At 59.2% G+C, this 18,287-nt stretch carries 16 protein-coding genes and 1 pseudogene; 6 read left to right on the top strand and 11 right to left on the bottom strand.

All coding sequences use genetic code 11. From position 1 onward, the window contains the following. The first annotated feature begins 83 nt into the window (after nt 1–83). Nucleotides 84–428 (top strand): YejG family protein, encoded by a 345-nt coding sequence (locus L2I46_RS10485; RefSeq protein WP_002912974.1) that lies wholly within the window; start codon nt 84–86, stop codon nt 426–428. A gap of 3 nt (nt 429–431) precedes the next feature. On the opposite strand, the gene yejF is transcribed toward L2I46_RS10485, so the two are convergent. The 9 genes from yejF to L2I46_RS10440 all read right to left on the bottom strand — a co-directional run bounded on the left by yejF (nt 432) and on the right by L2I46_RS10440 (nt 12,087). Then, a complete protein-coding gene (gene yejF, locus L2I46_RS10480; RefSeq protein ID WP_236947837.1) occupies nt 432–2,021 on the bottom strand; it encodes a microcin C ABC transporter ATP-binding protein YejF in 1,590 nt (529 codons plus the stop codon). Between the two features lies 1 nt (nt 2,022). Further along, a complete protein-coding gene (locus tag L2I46_RS10475; RefSeq protein ID WP_236947836.1) occupies nt 2,023–3,048 on the bottom strand; it encodes a microcin C ABC transporter permease in 1,026 nt (341 codons plus the stop codon). Continuing rightward, nucleotides 3,048–4,142, bottom strand: a complete 1,095-nt coding sequence (locus L2I46_RS10470) for a microcin C ABC transporter permease YejB (protein ID WP_004201658.1) — start codon at nt 4,140–4,142, stop codon at nt 3,048–3,050. Before L2I46_RS10470 ends, L2I46_RS10475 begins: the two co-directional genes overlap by 1 nt. Before the next feature lie 9 nt (nt 4,143–4,151). Then, a complete protein-coding gene (locus L2I46_RS10465) occupies nt 4,152–5,957 on the bottom strand; it encodes an extracellular solute-binding protein (RefSeq protein WP_236947835.1) in 1,806 nt (601 codons plus the stop codon). Nucleotides 5,958–6,025: 68 nt separating this feature from the next. After that, a complete protein-coding gene (locus L2I46_RS10460) occupies nt 6,026–7,588 on the bottom strand; it encodes a cyclic di-GMP phosphodiesterase (RefSeq protein WP_236947834.1) in 1,563 nt (520 codons plus the stop codon). Nucleotides 7,589–7,775: 187 nt separating this feature from the next. Further along, nucleotides 7,776–8,345, bottom strand: coding sequence for a bifunctional murein DD-endopeptidase/murein LD-carboxypeptidase (gene mepS, locus L2I46_RS10455; RefSeq protein WP_004201653.1), 570 nt, complete (start codon nt 8,343–8,345; stop codon nt 7,776–7,778). A gap of 426 nt (nt 8,346–8,771) precedes the next feature. Beyond that, complete coding sequence (locus L2I46_RS10450) at nt 8,772–9,485, bottom strand: phosphatase PAP2 family protein (protein ID WP_072413743.1); 714 nt, start codon at nt 9,483–9,485, stop codon at nt 8,772–8,774. Nucleotides 9,486–9,522: 37 nt separating this feature from the next. Beyond that, nucleotides 9,523–10,500, bottom strand: a complete 978-nt coding sequence (locus L2I46_RS10445; protein WP_101992856.1) for a CobW family GTP-binding protein — start codon at nt 10,498–10,500, stop codon at nt 9,523–9,525. Nucleotides 10,501–10,620: 120 nt separating this feature from the next. Continuing rightward, nucleotides 10,621–12,087: a mannitol dehydrogenase family protein gene (locus L2I46_RS10440; protein WP_236947833.1), complete on the bottom strand. Its 1,467-nt coding sequence runs from the start codon at nt 12,085–12,087 to the stop codon at nt 10,621–10,623. A 207-nt stretch (nt 12,088–12,294) separates the two neighbouring features. Here L2I46_RS10440 and uxuA point away from each other — a divergent pair, with 207 nt between their 5' ends. Next, on the top strand, nt 12,295–13,485 hold the full coding sequence (uxuA, locus tag L2I46_RS10435; protein WP_004201648.1) for a mannonate dehydratase: 1,191 nt from the start codon (nt 12,295–12,297) through the stop codon (nt 13,483–13,485). A 71-nt stretch (nt 13,486–13,556) separates the two neighbouring features. Here uxuA and yeiP read toward each other — a convergent pair whose 3' ends face one another. Next, the gene (yeiP, locus tag L2I46_RS10430; protein WP_002912951.1) at nt 13,557–14,129 is read right to left on the bottom strand and encodes an elongation factor P-like protein YeiP; all 573 of its coding nucleotides are present in this window, start codon (nt 14,127–14,129) and stop codon (nt 13,557–13,559) included. Between the two features lie 147 nt (nt 14,130–14,276). On the opposite strand from yeiP, the gene L2I46_RS10425 reads away from it, so the two are divergent. Together L2I46_RS10425 and L2I46_RS10420 are read left to right on the top strand one after the other, a co-directional pair. Then, complete coding sequence (locus L2I46_RS10425) at nt 14,277–14,531, top strand: YkgJ family cysteine cluster protein (RefSeq protein ID WP_023290454.1); 255 nt, start codon at nt 14,277–14,279, stop codon at nt 14,529–14,531. 34 nt (nt 14,532–14,565) lie between these two features. After that, nucleotides 14,566–14,658 (top strand): annotated as a pseudogene (locus L2I46_RS10420) (hypothetical protein); the annotation flags it as partial. Between the two features lie 34 nt (nt 14,659–14,692). On the opposite strand, the gene setB reads toward L2I46_RS10420, so the two are convergent. Beyond that, on the bottom strand, nt 14,693–15,874 hold the full coding sequence (gene setB / locus L2I46_RS10415) for a sugar efflux transporter SetB (RefSeq protein WP_236947832.1): 1,182 nt from the start codon (nt 15,872–15,874) through the stop codon (nt 14,693–14,695). 336 nt (nt 15,875–16,210) lie between these two features. Between setB and fruB the strand changes: the two genes are divergently transcribed. Both fruB and fruK read left to right on the top strand, forming a co-directional pair. After that, nucleotides 16,211–17,341, top strand: coding sequence for a fused PTS fructose transporter subunit IIA/HPr protein (gene fruB, locus L2I46_RS10410; RefSeq protein ID WP_023290452.1), 1,131 nt, complete (start codon nt 16,211–16,213; stop codon nt 17,339–17,341). After that, entirely contained in the window at nt 17,342–18,280 is a 939-nt protein-coding gene (gene fruK / locus L2I46_RS10405; protein WP_002912941.1) for a 1-phosphofructokinase, read from the top strand. Nucleotides 18,281–18,287 lie beyond the last annotated feature (7 nt).

The following is an 18,287-nucleotide window of genomic DNA, read 5'->3' as shown; positions in this document are numbered from 1 at the left end:
GCGTCTGAGCAGGACTATTTGTCAACAGTGTGTTAATATTGATGTAAATTTATTGTGAAGCCTTTTGCTTCCGGGGAAACCACGTGAATACACAACAACTCTCTATCGTACACCGTCTGCCGCAGAGCTATCGCTGGCTGGCCGGTTTTGCGGGTTCCAGAGTTGAACCGATTCCGCAAAACGGCGCGCAGAACGAAAACAGTCTCGTCGCCCTGAAGCTGCTGAGTCCGGACGGTGAAAAAGCCTGGCCGGTGATGCATAAGCTCAGCCAGGCGTTAAGCGACATCGAAGTCGACTGTTCCGTTCTTGAGTGCGAAGGCGAGCCCTGTCTGTTCGTTAATCTGCAGGATGAGTTTGCCGCCACCTGTCGTCTGAAAAACTTTGGCGTGGCGATCGCCGAGCCCTTCTCCGGCAATAACCCTTTCTGACCGTCAGCTTAGCGCCAGCAGCTGGCGGGTATACTCATGCCGGGGCGCGCTGAAGACGGACTGGCACTCGCCCTGCTCGACCACCACTCCCTGCCGCAGCACCATCACCTGGTGACACAGCGCGCGCACCACGCCTAAATCATGGCTGATAAAAATATAGGCCAGCTGATGCTTCAGCTGTAACGCTTTCAGCAGATTCAGGATCTGCGCCTGAACGGTTTTATCCAGCGAGGAAGTCGGCTCGTCGAGGACGATCAGCTGCGGCTTGACGATTAACGCTCTGGCGATGGCGATACGCTGGCGCTGGCCGCCGGAGAACGCCGCCGGGTAGCGCTGGCGGCTGGTCGGGTCGAGGCCGACCTCCTGCATGGCAAGGATCACCGCCTGTTCGCGTTCAGCCGCCGTCAGCGTCGGCTGGTGGACGCGCAGGCCCTCCTCAATGATCTGCTGCGCCGTCAGGCGCGGATTGAGCGACGAGTTCGGATCCTGAAAAACCACCTGCATCTGTCGGCGCAGCGGCAGCAGCTGTCGGCGACCGCGTCCCTGAATCGGCTGGCCGGCAAAGGTTATCTTGCCCTCGGAGGGGATCAGGCGCAGCAGCGCCAGACCGGTCGTGCTTTTGCCGGAACCCGATTCTCCCACCAGACCCAGCGTCTCGCCGGCCCGTAGCTGGAAATGGAGATCATTGACCACCCGATGGTGATCGACCACCCGACGCAGGATCCCCCGACGAATGGGGAACGCCACCTGTAACTCCTCCGCCTGCAGCAGCACCGGGGCATCGGCGGCCAGCGGCACCGGCTCGCCGTCCGGTTCGCTATCCAGCAGGCGTTGGGTGTAAGGATGGGCCGGCGCGCTAAACAGCGCCCGACAGTGATTGTGCTCCACGCAGCGGCCGTTCTGCATCACCGCCACCCGGTCAGCCAGCTGGCGGACGATGCTCAGGTTATGGGTGATAAACAGCATCCCCATGTTCAGCTCCCGCTTTAGCTCGCGCAGCAGCTGCAGAATTTGCGCCTGCACTGACACATCGAGGGCGGTGGTCGGCTCGTCGGCGATCAACAGCTCCGGGCGCGTCAGCAGCGCCATGGCGATCATCACCCGCTGGCGCTCGCCGCCCGAGAGCTGGTGCGGATAGTCCGCCAGCTGCTGCGGCGCCTGACGGATCCCGACGCGCTCCAGGCAGTCGAGGATCTCTCCGCGCGCCGCCTCTTTGCGCATTCCCCGGTGTAACGATAGCACCTCGTAGAGCTGTTTTTCCAGGGTATGCAGGGGATTGAGCGACACCATCGGCTCCTGAAAGATCATCGCGATCCGGTTGCCGCGCACGCCGCGCAGGGTCGCCTCATCCGCATGCAGCAGCGACTGGCCATGAAAACGGATATCGCCGCTGGGGTAGCTGGCCGGCGGGGTAGGGAGCAGCCGCAGCACCGACAGGGCGGAGATGCTCTTACCGGAGCCGGATTCCCCCACCAGGGCCAGCGTTTCGCCGGCCGCCACCTCGAGCGACAGATTATGCACGACGGTCTGCGTCTCCCCCTGCTGGCGAAAGGCGATAGAGAGATTGTCGATAGCTAACAGCGGGTGGGTCATATTACACCGCCTTACTGGGGTCAAAGGCGTCGCGCACCGCTTCACCGATGAAAATCAGCAGCGTCAGCAGCACGGCGACAGAGAGAAACGCGGCAATGCCCAGCCAGGGTGCCTGCAGGTTGTTTTTGCCCTGCAGGAGCAGCTCGCCGAGGGAGGGCGAGCCGAGCGGCAGGCCGAAGCCGAGAAAATCCAGCGACGTCAGGGTGGTAATAGAGCTGCAGAGAATAAACGGCAGGAAGGTGAGGGTCGCCACCATCGCGTTGGGCAGCATATGCCGCAGGATGATCTGCCGGTCGCTGACCCCTAACGCCTGCGCCGCCCGGATGTAGTCGTAGTTGCGGGTGCGGAGAAATTCAGCGCGCACCACGCCCACCAGCGTCATCCAGCCAAACAGGACAGTGATCGCCAGCAGCCACCAGAAGCCCGGCTGCACGACGCTGGAGAGCAGGATGATCAGAAACAGCGTCGGCATACCGGACCAGACTTCGATAAAACGCTGCCCCCAGAGGTCGATTTTACCGCCGTAATATCCTTGTATCGCACCGGCCAGCACCCCCAGCACGCTGGAGAACAGCGTCAGCAGCAGACCAAACAGTACCGAGATGCGCGTCCCATAAAGGATCCGCGCCAGCACATCGCCGCCGTTGGCGTCGGTGCCGAGCCAGTTGCTGGCCGAGGGCGGCGATGGAAAAGGAACCGTGCTGGCAAAATTGATCGTCGTCGCGCCGAAGCGCACCGGCGGCCAAAGCGCCCAGCCGTGGCGGGCCAGCTGCTGCTGCAGCCAGGGATCCTGATAGTCGGCGGCGGTGGCGAATGCGCCGCCGAAGGTCTGCTCGGTATAGTTTTTTAACACCGGGACGTACAGCTGGCCCCGGTACTGCACCAGCAGTGGCCGATCGTTGGCCAGCAGCTCAGCCCCCAGGCTGCAGAGGAAGAGGATTAAAAACAGCCACAGCGACCAGTAACCGCGACGGTTGTGGCGAAAGCGCGCCCAGCGGGCCTGATTAACGGGACTGAAGAACGACATTAGCGGCCCTCAAAATCAATACGCGGGTCGACCAGCGTATAGCTGATATCGCTGACGATATTCAGCAGCAGGCCGATCAGGGTGAAAATATAGAGCGTGCCGAACATCACCGGATAGTCGCGGGAGACCGTCGCTTCATAGCCCAGCAGCCCCAGACCATTCAGGGAGAACATCACTTCGATCAGCAGCGAGCCGGTAAAGAACATACTGATAAAGGTGGCCGGGAAACCGGCGATCACCAGCAGCATGGCGTTGCGGAACACGTGGCCCCAGAGGATCTGTTTCTCACCGACGCCTTTGGCGCGGGCGGTGACCACATACTGTTTGCGGATCTCGTCAAGGAAGCTGTTTTTAGTCAGCATGGTCAGGGCGGCAAAGCCGCCGATCACCGTCGCCAGCACCGGCAGGGTGATGTGCCACAGATAGTCGAGGATCTTTTCATACCACGGGAGGGTGTCGAAGTTTGGCGAGACCAGACCGCGCAGCGGGAAGAGGTCGAAATAGCTGCCGCCGGCGAAAATCACGATCAGCAGGATGGCGAACAGAAAGGCGGGGATCGCATAGCCAATGATAATCAGCGTACTGCTCCAGATGTCAAAGCGGCTGCCGTTGCTGACGGCTTTGCGGATGCCCAGCGGAATGGAGACCAGATAGATGATCAGCGTGCTCCACAGTCCGAGGCTCACCGAGACCGGCAGGCTGTCTTTAATCAGCTGCAGCACGGAGGCGCTGCGAAACAGGCTGTCGCCAAAATCAAAGCGCAGATAATCGCCCAGCATCTTCAGGTAGCGTTCGTGCAGCGGTTTGTCGAAGCCGTAGCGGTGGGTTATCTCGGCGATGACTTCCGGATCGAGGCCGCGCCCCCCGCGATAGTGACCCTCGCTGATATTGCCGGCGCCGGTGCGGGCATGGCTGGCGCCCATCCCGCCGTCGCCGGCGCCTGGCATTCCGCCGTGCTGACCAAATTCGATGGCGGCGATGGCCTGGTCGACCGGGCCGCCGGGAGCGATCTGTACAATAAAAAAGTTAATGGTAATGATGGCCCACAGGGTGGGGATCACTAACAGCAAACGGCGGATCAGGTAGCTGCCCATGGTATGTCCTTAGCGTCTGTCCGCGGGGAGGGTGGCCGCTTTGTTCGCGTCATACCACCAGGTATCAAGGCCGGACGAATAAATGGGGCGGGTTTGGGGGAACGAGAATTTATTCCACCACGCGGTGCGGTCCTGCGCCATATACCACATCGGCAACATGTAGTGGTTCCAGGTGAGGACGCGGTCCAGCGCCCGGCCAAGGGGGATCAGCTTCTGCTTATTACCCTGCCACTGCAGGATCTGCGCAATCAGTTTATCCACCACCGGACTTTGCACCCCCGGCGCGTTGTAGCTGGAGTGAATATAGTCCGACGCCCAGGAGATTTGCAGGTCAGTCCCCGGCCAGGGCATGGCGCGCCACAGGCTCGGCATCATGTCGTAATCGCGGCTGCGGCGGCGGTTGCTGTACTGCGAGTTATCCACCTGACGAATATCCATGACGATCCCCAGGCGCTGCAGGTTGTGCTGAAACGGCAGCACCCAGCGGTCATTGCTTCCGGCCGGCATCAGCAGTTCAAAACGCAGCGGCTTGCCGGTGGCGGCGTTAACCCGGCGCTGGTTCTTCACCGTCCAGCCCGCCGCGTTAAGCAGGGCGTCGGCTTTGAGTAAGTTGGCGCGGTCGAAGCCATCGCCGCGGGAGACCGGCGGCTGGTAAACCTGGCTGAAGAGCTCGGGGGGCAGTTCGTTTTTCATCGGCGTCAGCAGGGCCAGCTCGGCCGCGTCGGGCAGGCTGCGGGCGGCATATTCGGTGTTCTGGAAATAGCTGTTGGCGCGCTGATACGCGCTGTAAAACAGCGCCTTGTTCATCCATTCAAAATCAAACGCCAGGGTAATGGCCTCCCGCACCCGGCGATCGGCGAATACCGGGCGCTGAATATTGAACGCCAGCCACTGGGTATCCTGCGCCGAGGTGTTGGCATACTCCTCTTTAATGATGTAGCCGCGGCTGAAGTTGCGGCCGACGTAGCGGGTGGCCCAGTTTTTGGCGACCGTCTCTTCCCGGCGGTCGACGGCCCCGGCTTTAAAGGCTTCGAAAGCGACGTTGTCGTCAAGATAATAGTCATAGCGCAGCGTATCGAAGTTCCAGCGACCGCGGTTGACCGGCAGGTCGGCCGCCCAGTAGTCGGCGACCCGGGAATAGGTAATATACTGTCCCATCCGCCAGGCGCTGATGCGGTAGGGCCCGCTGGCCAGCGGCGGCTTTGACAGCGGGTCGCTGAGTTTGTGATGACGCCAGAACGCCTCGGGCATCACCGGCAGGCTCAGCAGGCTCAGCATGTTCTCTTTACCGGGCTGGCCGAGGTCGATACGCACGGTCAACGGCGCGATGGCCTTCACGGTGGTGCCTTTATAAAAGAGGCGGAACTGCGGCACCCCTTCGGTCATAAACTTATTGAAGGTAAAAGCGACATCGCGGGCGGTGATTGGCGTGCCGTCGTGAAAACGGGCGCGCGGGTTGAGGGCGATCTCCATCCATGAATAGTCCCCGGCGTAGCGCGCCCGCTCGGCAATCAGCGGATAGTAGCTGCCGGGCTCATCATCCGAGGTGGTGAACAGGGTATCGTAGAGCGACTCAGTGCGTACCGCGGGATTGCCGCGCAGCGCGTAGCGGTTGAAGTTGTCAAAGGTGCCGATTGCCGCCAGGGTGAGGGTGCCGCCTTTCGGCGCCTGTGGATTAACATAATCAAAATGGCTGAAACCGGCGGCGTATTTGGGTTCGCCGATAATCGCGAAGGCGACGCTTTCCTGAATGGATTGCGCTTTAGCGCTCAGGCTAAACAGAGCAAGCAGAAGCAGAAAAAGTCGCGCATACATAGGCGGCAAAATACCCTGTCATAGCCGGCCCCCGTGGCCGACTTCTGTTCCCGCATCATAAGTGAGACTTAACGCGTTGTGAAATAATTCGCGGGTTCATCGTGCGCGGCCACCAGCGCCGCCAGCGACAGCGGCCGGCTGATCCAGTACCCCTGCAGGAAATGCACTCCCTGAGCGCGAAGCCACTCCGCCTGCTCCTGGGTCTCCACCCCTTCGGCAACGGTCATCAATTTCAGCCGACGGCTGAGGGTCAGCACCGCATCCAGCACTGGCGAGGTGACGGTTTCGGTGCCGATCGCCTGCACAAAACCGCGATCGATCTTCAGATAATCGAAGTTATAGCGTTCGAGATAGATCAGCGCGCTATGCCCGGTGCCGAAATCATCAATCGCGATTTCGAATCCCTGGCGGTGGAGCCAGGCGAAGTTAGCCATCGATTTTTCTTTATCAATCATTGCCCGCTCGGTCACCTCCAGCACCACGTGAAAATGGTCGGCTGGCAGTGCGGCGGCGAAGCGCAGCATATCGTCGCGGAAGCTGTCGGCCTGCAGATGGGCAGGGGAAATATTCAGCCCCAGCTTGACGCCGCGCGGCAGAATACGCTTCAACACCGCAGCGTCGCTGGCGATCAGCGCCAGCAGGTGATGGGTTAGCGGCACGATCATCTGCTGGGTTTCGGCCAGGTTAATAAAGACGTCAGGCGGGATTTCGCCCACCACCGGATGGCGCCAGCGCATCAGGACCTCCACGCCGCTGATACGCAGAGTCTGGGCATTCACCACCGGCTGATAGACGACGTAGAACTGGTTGTTTTTGATCCCCAGCAGAATGGATTTTCGCGGATCGGATTTGATCGTCAGCACGTAATAGCAGAGCAGCCCCGCCAGCAGGCCGCACACCACCCCGAGCAGCAGAGCAAACTGTGTATTTTCCGCCAGCCAGCTGTTGGCATACAGGTAGACCTTGAGGGGGAAACCGTCGATCTGTACTTCGCGGATCGGCACATTATGCAGCGTTTGCGGATCCACCAGCCGGTTACTGAAGGTGGAGATAGCGGTGTGGCCGATGACCAGCGCAATACCGCTGAAATCATTCTGCCGTGCGGAATAGAGGATATACGGCGTGAGATTGGCATTAATCGACACGAAAATGCCGCTGTTTTCATCACCGGGTTTGCCTACCCATAGTGCCAGCGCCGCGCTCTTCGGCATCATCGGCGTGCCTGGCAAAATCGCCATATCAAGGGGTTTGCGGATATCAATGGCCGGGATCAGCTGGGTGAGGGGGGTATTCATGGCGCCGGTTGCCGAGGAGCAAAAGGCCACGCCGTTTTTGACCAGCAGAAAAGCGCGGACGTTAGGGCTGAACGCGGCGTGGGAGGTGAGCCCGGAGTCAATATTCTCGCAGGGCTGGTCCACCAGCGGGTGCAGGCCGTCAATGGTCTGGCGCAGGTCGTGAAAATAGCTTTTCAGATAGGTATTAACATTGTTGATAATGGCGTCGAAACGCTCGGCCCGGTTATGGTAAATCACCATAAACTGAATGCTGCCAGCCAGTAGCGCGACGATAATGCCCACGCACAGGCTGGTTAGCCAGGTTTTACGCTGGGGCGAAAAGTAGCGAGTCAGCATAGCTATAGTCTTTCCGTGTTATTGATGCGCAGCAACGGGTTGTCAGTCGTCGTTTTTCTCATTCCCACTTAAAAGACATAGCTTATTTTGCGTCGTTCAGAATCAGGTGGCAAAAAAAAACACTGCCGGGGCAGTGTTTTTTATCCCGCTTCCAGCCAAGGGATAACCGGCGGCGGTAGAGGACAGTTTACGAGCGGCTCAGGACTCGACGCGCTTCGTTGTAGCGCTTTTTCCAGTATGGCTCATCCATGCTGGAGATGGTCACTCCGCTACTGGTAGAGGCGTGAACAAACTGGTTGTTGCCGAGATAGATCCCGACATGGCGGCCGGTAGAGCCGGCGCGGAACAGAACCAGATCGCCAGTACGCAGCTGGGTACGGGAAATCGATTTTCCGGTTTCCTGCTGTTCAGAAGTTGAACGCGGCAGTTCCAGACCAAATTGTTCGCGGAAGGTGCGCTGCACGAACGCCGAGCAGTCGATACCTTTGCGAGTGCTGCCGCCGAGGCGGTAACGCACGCCTTTCCAGCTGGCATACTGATCCATTAAACGGGACTTCACGTCCAGGTTACGGACCATCGTTTCAAATTCATCCTGAGAGGCTTGCAGTGATGATAAATCGCCACTACCCACAGCATGCGTCTCAGAATGCATATTCCTGGCGGTACTTGTTGAACTACACGCGGAAAGCAGAACCGCTACTGCAATCGCGGGGGCTACCCGCAAGATGTATCTCAAAATCGGCTGAGATTTGACCATGCTGTTTATTTTCCCTTGTTGTCCTTAACGACAATGTCGTTATAAAAAATGCCAAACGTGTTAGAGCCTAAATACCCATCCGCAATGAGACAATTCCTTAAGCTTAAATTTGTGCAGTCACGCACAATTTTATTCAGGGCCTGAATTAATGTTGCGGAAAAGGCAAAACGAGAACGAGATTACCCTATCAAACGCCGCATGGCGAGCGGTTTTGCGCGATTTCTTATAAGTATTTTGGTGACAAAAAGTGAATCATCGGGAAAGGCCAAAATTGCGGCAATTACGGGCAAAAAACAGACAATTCCTTCATTTGTCACGGGATTAATGTGACAAGAAGATGAACGCGATGTTGAAAAAAAGGAAAATTGAAAAAAGGGACCCAAAAGGTCCCCTTATAGATAATGCCCCTGGCGGCTGCCCGCGGCTTTATTTGGCCGATATTCCGCCGGGTAAGTAGCGATCGAAAAAGGCGATCAGTTTATCGCTCAGCGGCGTCATCAATACCCAGGGCGCGCCAATCAGCACGGCGGTCAGAGAGCCGACGGCAATATCGCTGAACCAGTGGGCGCCAATCATCACCCGCGGGAAAGCAAAGACCACAAATATCACCAGCGCCACGGCCAGCGCGCGGCGGCCAAAATAGCGCCACATAAAGCTCGCGAAGATCAGCAGCATCATCCCATGATCGCCGGGGAAGCTGTCCTTGGAAGCATCCTTAGTGGGGAAGTTAACGACGTCGCTGACGCGGGTGACACCGTTAAAAAACAGCGACGGACTGGCGCGCTGAACCGGCATCAGGTGCTGCGCCAGCTGGTTGATGATCACCGCCGCCAGCAGCATCACCACGCCCATAATGGCGATCTGACGACGGCCTGCCGCCGGCGCCTTGAGCCAGTAGCTGAGCATCAGGCAACCCATCGCCAGCAGCGAGCAGGCGTCGAAGGCGCGATTGTTGATGATCGCCAGCAGCCAGGCGTAAGCGCGGCTGACGCTGACGCCATGGTTAAAGAAATGGAAGATCGCGGCGTCTACCGGCGCCCACGCGCCGTGGTTGGCTGGCAGATACCAGGAGCAAAATAGCGCCACACCCGCGATGTTAAGCAGCAGGATTAAAGGAATTCGGTTTTTCATCATAGCCATTGCGATTTTGTGACAGTCGGCGGCAACCTTAGCCGCCTTAACTTAAACGAAGCCTCAACAATGAGGTCTGGAGCGCGTTCCAGTCGGCTTCATGGGCGGAGATAAGCTCGATGCGGCTATCGGGCGGGGCGACGCTAAGGGTCTCGATATGCAGATCCTCGCCCTGGCGGTTGATCCGCACCGCCCCTTCGGCAATGCGCAGCACACCTTTGACGCGCGCCACCGGCGCCAGTCGGGCCCACTCCAGCAGGGCGATGGTGTCAAAGACCGTTTCCGCGTCGAAGATCCAGCCGCAGGCCTGATAGCCCTGGCCGCTGTTAAGGTGGCGGCGCCAACGCTGGTGTTCCGCCAGACTAAGGGCGGCGAGACCGGCTGTGGGGGGATGGCGGTGGGCGTGCTCCGCGCTCGCCGGCAGCGGGGCGGTATTGCACCGCGGTTCATCAAGCAGGGCCAGGTCGATATTACCCTGGGTCGCCGACACCTGGCGGCGATCGCCGCCCCAGCGTTGCCACCAGTCGACAAACGCCTGAGCGCTTTCGGGCGTTTCCCGATCGCTTTTATTGGCCACGATGATATCCGCCGCTGCCAGCTGGTCGCGAAAGTTGTCGTTGTTGACCGCTTTCTCGTCCAGTAGCTGACGCGGATCGAGAATGCACAGGGTCGCGCGCAGATCGATCCAGGGTTCATACACCGCCGCGGTGAGGATATCGAGGATCTGCTTTGGATGGCCAAGTCCGGTGGGCTCAATCAACAGACGATCGGGTTTCCCCTGGCGCAGCAGGGTATTCAGCCCGACCTGCATCGGCAGGCCATTGACACAGCACATGCAGCCGCCGGGGATCTCCTTGAGCAGGGCGCCGCTGTCGGCCAGCAGGGCGCCGTCTATCCCGACTTCGCCAAACTCGTTAACCAGTACGGCCCATTTTTCATCCGCAGGCTTCTGCGCCAGCAGATGAAGAATCGAGGTCGTCTTACCGCTGCCGAGAAAGCCGGTGATCAAATTGGTTCTGGTCACTCTTTTCTCCAGGATAAATGTAATGTTGTAACAGTTACGCCTATCCTGACGAAAAAAGAGGGAAAAGAGAAGTCCTGAGGCGGACAGAAGGAAATTCTGTCCGCATAAGCGCAAATATTGTTAAGAATTGAGCGCGCGGGCAACCGCCTCGCGGGCGCCGTGCATCGCCAGCTGCTGCCAGGCGGCGCGGATCCCGGCGACAAACTGCGCGTTGCGCGGCAGGTCGCGGCCAAATATTTCCTCCAGACCCAGCAGGGCGTCAACGCGCTGCTGCTCATCGCTCTGCGCCACCCGCTGCTGGATCTTGTCCACCAGCGGATCGCGGACGTCGATGGCCTGACCGGCATCGTCCGTACCGCTGACGTAGCGCATCCAGCCGGCTACGCCGAGGGCCAGCAGCGGCCAGCGGCTGCCGCGCTCAAGATGCACGCGAATACCGTCGAGCATACGCTGGGGCAGCTTCTGGCTGCCGTCCATGGCGATTTGCCAGGTACGGTGTTTGAGCGCCGGGTTGCTGAAGCGCGCGATCAGGCTGTCGGCATAGGCCGCCAGATCGACGCCGGTAATGGTCAGCGTCGGGGCCTGTTCGTCAAGCATCAGCTGGCGGGCGGCGCGGCGGAAGACCTCATCCTGCATGCAGTCGCTGACGTGCGCATGACCTGCCAGATAGCCAAGCCAGGCGAGGAAAGAGTGGCTGCCATTGAGCATCCGCAGCTTCATCTGCTCCCAGGGCAGCACGTCGTCGGTCATCTGCACGCCCGCCGTCTCCCAGGCGGGGCGCCCGGCGACAAAGTGGTCTTCGACCACCCACTGAATGAAGGGTTCGCAACTGATGGCGCAGGGATCTTCCACCCCCAGCACGGCGGCGATTTCCGCCAGCGACTCCGCGGTGGCGGCGGGAACAATGCGATCCACCATGGTGCCCGGGAAGCTGACGTTGTCGCCGATCCAGCTCGCCAGCGCCGGACTGCGTTTTTCCGCCATGCCGAGGACGGCATTTTTCACCACGTGGCCGTTGTCGGGAATGTTATCGCAGGAGAGCACGGTAAAGGGCGGCAGGCCCCGTTCCCGGCGGCGGGCCAGCGCTTCAACTAAAATACCGGGAGCCGACTGCGGCAGCGTCGGATTTTCCAGATCGTGAACGATACGCGGATGCGTCGGATCCAGCTTGCCGGTCGCCGGATCGATGCAATAACCTTTTTCAGTGATGGTCAGCGAGACAATCGCTACCTGCGGCTCGCAAAATTTCTCGATAATCGCCACCAGCGAATCGAGCCTGGCGTTCAGGCATTCGTGCACCGCGCCGATAACAATGGGCTGATTACCGTCGGCGCCTTTTTCCAGTACGGTAAACAGGTGGTCCTGTTCGCGAAGCTGGCTCATCAGCGTATCGCCGCTGAACAGACTGATTTCGCAGATCCCCCAGTCGCCGCCGATGTTATTCAGCACGCGATCGGTCAGCAGCACCTGGTGCGCGCGATGAAACGCGCCAAAGCCGAAATGGACAATACGCGAGCGGAGCTGGCTGCGATCGTACTGAGGACGTTGCACGTTTTCCGGTAGCGTAGCGGTTGCAATTGTTGTCATTCTTTACACACCTGTTTAACTGCTTATTAACATTGCCAGTCTAAAGTTATATGACAGGAAATTAAATTGGTAAGCCGAAATTATCCGCTGACTGTGAGCTGGATCAATCAATGCACCGGCTCTGTTTGCAGCCTGACGAGAAACATGTATGGTAGTCGTCATGATTGTCGCCATTATTGGTATAACAACTTTTGTGAGGGCATAGCGATGGAGCAAACCTGGCGGTGGTATGGGCCGAACGATCCGGTATCGCTTGATGATGTACGACAGGCGGGGGCGACCGGGGTCGTCACTGCGCTGCACCATATTGCAAACGGTCAGGTCTGGCCGGTCGACGAGATTAAAGAACGTCAGGCGCTGTTAGCGGCGAAAGGGCTGACCTGGTCGGTGGTCGAAAGCATTCCGGTGCACGAGGATATTAAAACCCACAGCGGGCAGTATACGACCTGGATTGCCAACTATCAGCAGAGCATCCGCAACCTCGCGGCCTGCGGCATCGATACCGTATGCTACAACTTTATGCCGATCCTCGACTGGACGCGCACCGATCTGGAATATGAGCTGCCGGACGGCTCCCGGGCGCTGCGTTTCGATCAGATCGCCTTCGCGGCCTTTGAACTGCATATCCTCAAACGCCCGGGGGCGGAAGCGGATTACAGCGAAGAAGAGCAGCGCCAGGCCGAGGCGTATTACAAGGCGATGAGCGAAGCGGACATTGAGAAACTGACCCGCAATATCATCGCCGGCCTGCCGGGGGCGGAAGAGGGCTACACCCTCGACCAGTTCCGCGCGCGCCTGGCGGAATATGACCACATCGATAAAGCGCAGCTGCGCGAAAATATGGCCTATTTCCTGCGGGCCATCGTACCGGTGTGCGAAGAGGTGGGGATCCGACTGGCAGTGCATCCGGACGATCCGCCGCGGCCGATCCTGGGCCTGCCGCGTATCGTGTCGACCATCGAAGATATGCAGTGGCTGAAAGAGACAGTGGACAGCATCAATAACGGCTTTACCATGTGCACCGGATCCTATGGCGTCCGCGCCGATAACGATCTGGTGAAGATGGTGGAAACCTTTGGCGATCGCATCCACTTTACCCATCTGCGCTCCACCTGCCGCGAGGCGAACCCGAAAACCTTCCACGAGGCGGCGCACCTTAGCGGCGACGTCAATATGGTGGCTGTGGTGGATGCGATTCTGCGTGAAGAGCAGCGGCGTAAACAGGCCGGCGATCTGCGCCCGATCCCGTTCCGTCCGGATCATGGTCATCAGATGCTGGACGATCTGCGCAAGAAAACCAACCCAGGCTATTCGGCGATTGGCCGTCTCAAGGGGATGGCGGAAGTGCGCGGCGTGGAGCTGGCGCTGAAGATGACCAAATACCCTGAACTGCTGTAATCGCGGCAACGGGGATAACAAAAAGGACAGCCAGCGGCTGTCCTTTTTTCTGGTCAACTCGTCACGGAAAATTAATCCGCGCGGCCCATATAGCGGCACTCTTCGATATGAATGCGGATTTTCTCACCGGTGGTCAGGTATTCCGGCACCTGAATCACCAGGCCGGTGCTCATGGTGGCGGGCTTGGTGCGGGAGCTGGCGGATGCCCCTTTAATACCCGGCGCGGTTTCGATAATTTCCAGGTCCACGGTCTGCGGCAGCTCAAGCGCCAGCAGCTGGCCGTCCCAGGTCAACACCTGCATATCCGGCATGCCGCCTTCCGGAATAAACTGCAGCTCTTCTTCGATCTGCTCTTTCGTGAAGGTGTAAGGGGTGTAGTCTTCTTTATCCATGAACACGTATTCGTTGCCATCGACATAGGAGAAGTCAACGAAACGGCGGGTCAGGGTCACGGTATCGACGATATCGTCGCCTTTGAAGCGCTCTTCTACTTTCAGGCCGGTACGCACATCGGAGAAGCGCATTTTATACAGTGTCGCAGCACCGCGGGCGCTGGGTGACTGAATATCGATATTTTTTACAATCAGCAGCTTGCCGTTGTAATTCAGCACCATACCTTTTTTAATTTCATTCGCTCTTGGCATTGCAGTAATCCTGTCACTTAACGAGTCAAAAATATCGCGTAAAACTACTCGCGCCCGGGCGTTCAGGCAAGTGGAATTCGCGAGTTTTGCTATCTTCTGGCAAAACGTTTAGGCTGTGGCGCAAAATGAGCGTTTGGGAGCTGGGTTGTGGAATGTCGTACTGATTGTGGCGCATGTTGCATCGCCCCCTCTATATCCTCGCCGATCCCCGGCATGCCGCAGGGCAAGCCGGCCAATACCCGCTGTATTCAGCTCTCCGAGCACAATCTGTGTCTGATTTTCGGCTCCCCACTGCGTCCGAAGGTATGCGCCAGCCTGCAGCCCTCGCCGGAGATGTGCTTCACTCATCGTGATGACGCCATCACCTGGCTGCTGGAGCTTGAGCTGGCCACCGCGCCCTGAGCTTAAAGCAGCAAATGAGACAGGTTTTTGATATGTGTATACCGATTATTTTGCCCATGTGTCGATTATGCGCAAGGTGCTGCTGCGCATGACCAGCTGGCTGCATTATCTCTATCTGGATCACTAATCCGCACTGCCCGGCTCCGGCCGGGCAACCTTATCTATACGTCTCTGATCCGCCACAGGCAGGCCTGGGTGGCGATCCCCATAACCAGCGCTATCCAGAACACCGCATGATAGCTCCAGATCTCTGCCACCACGCCCGCCAGTGAGCCGGCGATGATCCAGCCGACGCGGGTGGTATTGGTGTAGAGGGTGGTGGCCGCGCCCGCCTGCCCGGGCATCAAATCCTGGAAATAAAGCATGCCAATCCCGGCGAGGATCCCGATATAGATGGCGTTCAGCACCTGCATCGCCAGCAGCAGCGCCGGCGTGTGCACCGTCAGCATACCCACATAAAACAGCACCCCAGCCACCGCGGAAAGGCGCATCAGAAAGCGTTTACCGAAGCGCCGGGCGTAGTAACCGGCAATCAGCATGGTGGGAATTTCCAGCCCGGCGGCGGTCCCCATCATCAGGCCGGCCAGCTTCTCCGGCAGATGCAGCTCGTTAATGATAAACAGCGGCATATTAATGATGTACAGGCTGTTGGTGCCCCACATCAGCGTGCAGATGCTGAACAGCAGCAGCGCATCGCGGCGGTGCGTGTGCGGGGCTTCCAGCCGGCCAGTCGCCACCGCCTTGGCTTTGCGCATGCTGGGCAAGAACAGCCAGACCATGATCCCGCAGACGATAAACGCCGCCGCGGCGCTGAGGTACATCGCGGTAAAGCCAAACCCCATCGCCAGCGCATAGGCCAGCGGGGGACCAATCACCCATGCCAGCGAGACCTGGGCGCGCAAAATGGAGCTGAACATCACCGCTTCGCGGCCGGTTTTGTCGGCATGCTCGCGCGCGAGGGCGAACATCTGCGGGTTGGCGGTCGAACCAAAGCTGCTAAGGAATACGCCGATGAACAGCAAAATGAAATAGTTCCGGTTCCAGGCAAACAGCACGCAAGCCAGCACCCCCAGCAGGCAGCAGACGACAATCAGCTGCTTGCGATCGCCCTGACGGTCAGAACGTCCGGCGAGGAACTGGCTGACCAGAATGCCGATGACGGCGCTGCCGGTAAAAAAGAAACCCACCATCGCCGGGCGGACATGCACTTCATTGGTTAGAAACAGGCTCAGGGTCGGCGTCTGCAACGCCCCGGCAATGCCCGTCAGAAAGGCGACGATCAGGAAGGCGGAAGAGGTGACATCGAACCCGCGTCGGGGGAGGGCGGCGCTTCGGTTTTCCATGTGTTTGGTTTTCTGTAGTTTCAGGAGACGGCGCGGAGTTTACGCCTGCTGGCTGAAAATAAACAGTAGTATGGCACGAATAATTAAAAAGGCGTTTCAAAATAGAGAGTTCAGCAAAAAGCTGACGTTTACCGCGGCCAGGCGCCAGGGCTTCAGCAAAAGTGTGCAGTACCTCTAAGTTCTGCAATCAAGTCGCTGACGTACCTTGCGCGTTGAGCAAGAAAGGTACAGAATTCTTGAAACGTTTCAGCGTCATTCGGCATATCGTTCACCGTCAGATGGCGCTTTTTTTCTCAAGTTAGCTGAAACGATTCAATTCAGCAGGAGAGGAGAACCATGTTCCAGTTATCTGTGCAGGATATTCATCCCGGCCAGCAGGCCGGTAATAAAGAAGAGGCCATCCGGCAGGTCGCCGCCGCGCTGGTCAGCGCCGGCAACGTGGCCGATGGCTACGTGAACGGCATGCTGGCGCGCGAGCAGCAGACCTCCACCTTCCTCGGCAACGGGATCGCGATCCCGCACGGCACGACGGATACGCGTGACCAGGTGCTGAAGACCGGCGTTCAGGTGTTTCAGTTCCCGCAGGGCGTCACCTGGGGCGAAGGGCAGACCGCCTATGTGGCGATCGGGATTGCCGCCAGCTCAGATGAACACCTCGGCCTGCTGCGTCAGCTGACCCATGTGCTGAGCGATGACGCGGTCGCCGCCCAGCTGCAGTCCGCCACCACCGCGGAAGAGCTGCGTGCGCTGCTGATGGGGGAGAAACAGAGCGAAGCGCTGAAGCTGGACAACGAGACCCTGAGTCTCGACGTCGCGGCCAGCGATCTGCTGACCCTGCAGGCGCTGAACGCCGCGCGTCTGAAAGAAGCAGGTGCTGTGGATTCCGCCTTCGTTAGCCACGTCATTAACGATACGCCGCTGAACCTCGGTCAGGGTATCTGGCTGAACGACAGCGCCGAAGGCAATCTGCGCAGCGCCGTGGCGGTCAGCCGCGCCGCCACCGCCTTCACCCGCGACGACCAGCCAGTTTCCCTGCTGGTCACGGTGGCGATGACCGACGATCAGCCAACCGCGGTGCTGAACCGCCTGAGCAAGCTGCTGCTGGACAAGAAAGCTGACCATCTGCTGAAAGCCGACGCCGCCACCGTGCTGGCGCTGCTGACCAGCGACGACGCGATTGCCGAAGATGTGCTGAGCGCCGAATTCGTGGTGCGCAATGAGCACGGCCTGCACGCCCGTCCGGGCACCATGCTGGTCAACACCATTAAACAATTTTCCAGCGACGTCACCGTCACTAACCTCGACGGTTCCGGCAAGCCGGCCAACGGCCGCAGCCTGATGAAGGTCGTGGCGCTGGGTGTGAAAAAAGGTCACCGTCTGCGCTTTACCGCGCAGGGTGAGGATGCGCAACAAGCGCTGGATGCGATTGGCGAAGCGATCGCCGCAGGCCTTGGGGAGGGCGCATAAATGAGCAGACGTGTAGCAACCATTACTTTAAACCCGGCGTACGATCTGGTGGGCTTCACCCCGGAGATCGAGCGCGGTGAAGTGAACCTGGTGCGTACCACCGGCCTGCACGCCGCCGGGAAAGGCATCAACGTGGCGAAAGTGCTGAAAGATCTTGGCATTGACGTCACCGTCGGCGGCTTCCTGGGGAAAGACAACCAGGATGGCTTTCAGCAGCTGTTCAGCGAGCTGGGGATCGCCAACCGTTTCCAGGTGGTGCAGGGCCGGACCCGCATCAACGTTAAGCTGACGGAAAAAGATGGCGAAGTGACCGATTTCAACTTCTCCGGCTTTGAAGTGACCCCAGGCGACTGGGAACGCTTCGTCAACGACTCCCTGAGCTGGCTGGGGCAGTTCGATATGGTCTGCGTCAGCGGCAGCCTGCCGTCCGGCGTCAGCCCGGAAGCCTTTACCGACTGGATGACCCGTCTGCGCAGCCAGTGCCCGTGCATCATTTTCGACAGCAGCCGCGAAGCGCTGGTTGCCGGACTGAAAGCGGCGCCGTGGCTGGTGAAACCGAACCGTCGCGAGCTGGAGATCTGGGCTGGCCGTAAGCTGCCGGAGATGAAAGACGTTATCGACGCCGCCCATGCGCTGCGCGAGCAGGGGATCGCCCACGTGGTGATTTCCCTGGGCGAAGAGGGCGCGCTGTGGGTGAACGCCTCCGGCGAGTGGATTGCCAAACCGCCTTCAGTCGAAGTGGTCAGCACCGTTGGCGCCGGCGATTCGATGGTCGGCGGCCTGATTTACGGCCTGCTGATGCGTGAATCCAGCGAGCATACCTTGCGCCTGGCGACCGCCGTCGCTGCCCTGGCCGTCAGCCAGAGCAACGTCGGGATCACCGACCGTACCCAGTTGGCCGCGATGATGGCGCGTGTCGACTTACAACCCTTTAATTGACAGCAGG

Origin of the sequence: Klebsiella sp. 2019SCSN059 (genome assembly GCF_021739525.1) — a bacterium.
GTDB classification, from domain to species: Bacteria; Pseudomonadota; Gammaproteobacteria; order Enterobacterales; family Enterobacteriaceae; genus Klebsiella; species Klebsiella quasipneumoniae.
This window is presented reverse-complemented; position numbering and strand designations above follow the sequence as displayed.

Bases quoted from the DNA above. Each gene is read 5' to 3' on its own strand.
- yejF (WP_236947837.1), bottom strand. From the start codon at position 2,021: ATGACCCACCCGCTGTTAGCTATCGACAATCTCTCTATCGCCTTTCGC.
- L2I46_RS10475 (WP_236947836.1), bottom strand. From the start codon at position 3,048: ATGTCGTTCTTCAGTCCCGTTAATCAGGCCCGCTGGGCGCGCTTTCGC.
- L2I46_RS10470 (WP_004201658.1), bottom strand. From the start codon at position 4,142: ATGGGCAGCTACCTGATCCGCCGTTTGCTGTTAGTGATCCCCACCCTG.
- L2I46_RS10465 (WP_236947835.1), bottom strand. From the start codon at position 5,957: ATGTATGCGCGACTTTTTCTGCTTCTGCTTGCTCTGTTTAGCCTGAGC.
- L2I46_RS10460 (WP_236947834.1), bottom strand. From the start codon at position 7,588: ATGCTGACTCGCTACTTTTCGCCCCAGCGTAAAACCTGGCTAACCAGC.
- mepS (WP_004201653.1), bottom strand. From the start codon at position 8,345: ATGGTCAAATCTCAGCCGATTTTGAGATACATCTTGCGGGTAGCCCCC.
- L2I46_RS10450 (WP_072413743.1), bottom strand. From the start codon at position 9,485: ATGGCTATGATGAAAAACCGAATTCCTTTAATCCTGCTGCTTAACATC.
- L2I46_RS10440 (WP_236947833.1), bottom strand. From the start codon at position 12,087: ATGACAACAATTGCAACCGCTACGCTACCGGAAAACGTGCAACGTCCT.
- uxuA (WP_004201648.1), top strand. From the start codon at position 12,295: ATGGAGCAAACCTGGCGGTGGTATGGGCCGAACGATCCGGTATCGCTT.
- yeiP (WP_002912951.1), bottom strand. From the start codon at position 14,129: ATGCCAAGAGCGAATGAAATTAAAAAAGGTATGGTGCTGAATTACAAC.
- setB (WP_236947832.1), bottom strand. From the start codon at position 15,874: ATGGAAAACCGAAGCGCCGCCCTCCCCCGACGCGGGTTCGATGTCACC.
- fruB (WP_023290452.1), top strand. From the start codon at position 16,211: ATGTTCCAGTTATCTGTGCAGGATATTCATCCCGGCCAGCAGGCCGGT.
- fruK (WP_002912941.1), top strand. From the start codon at position 17,342: ATGAGCAGACGTGTAGCAACCATTACTTTAAACCCGGCGTACGATCTG.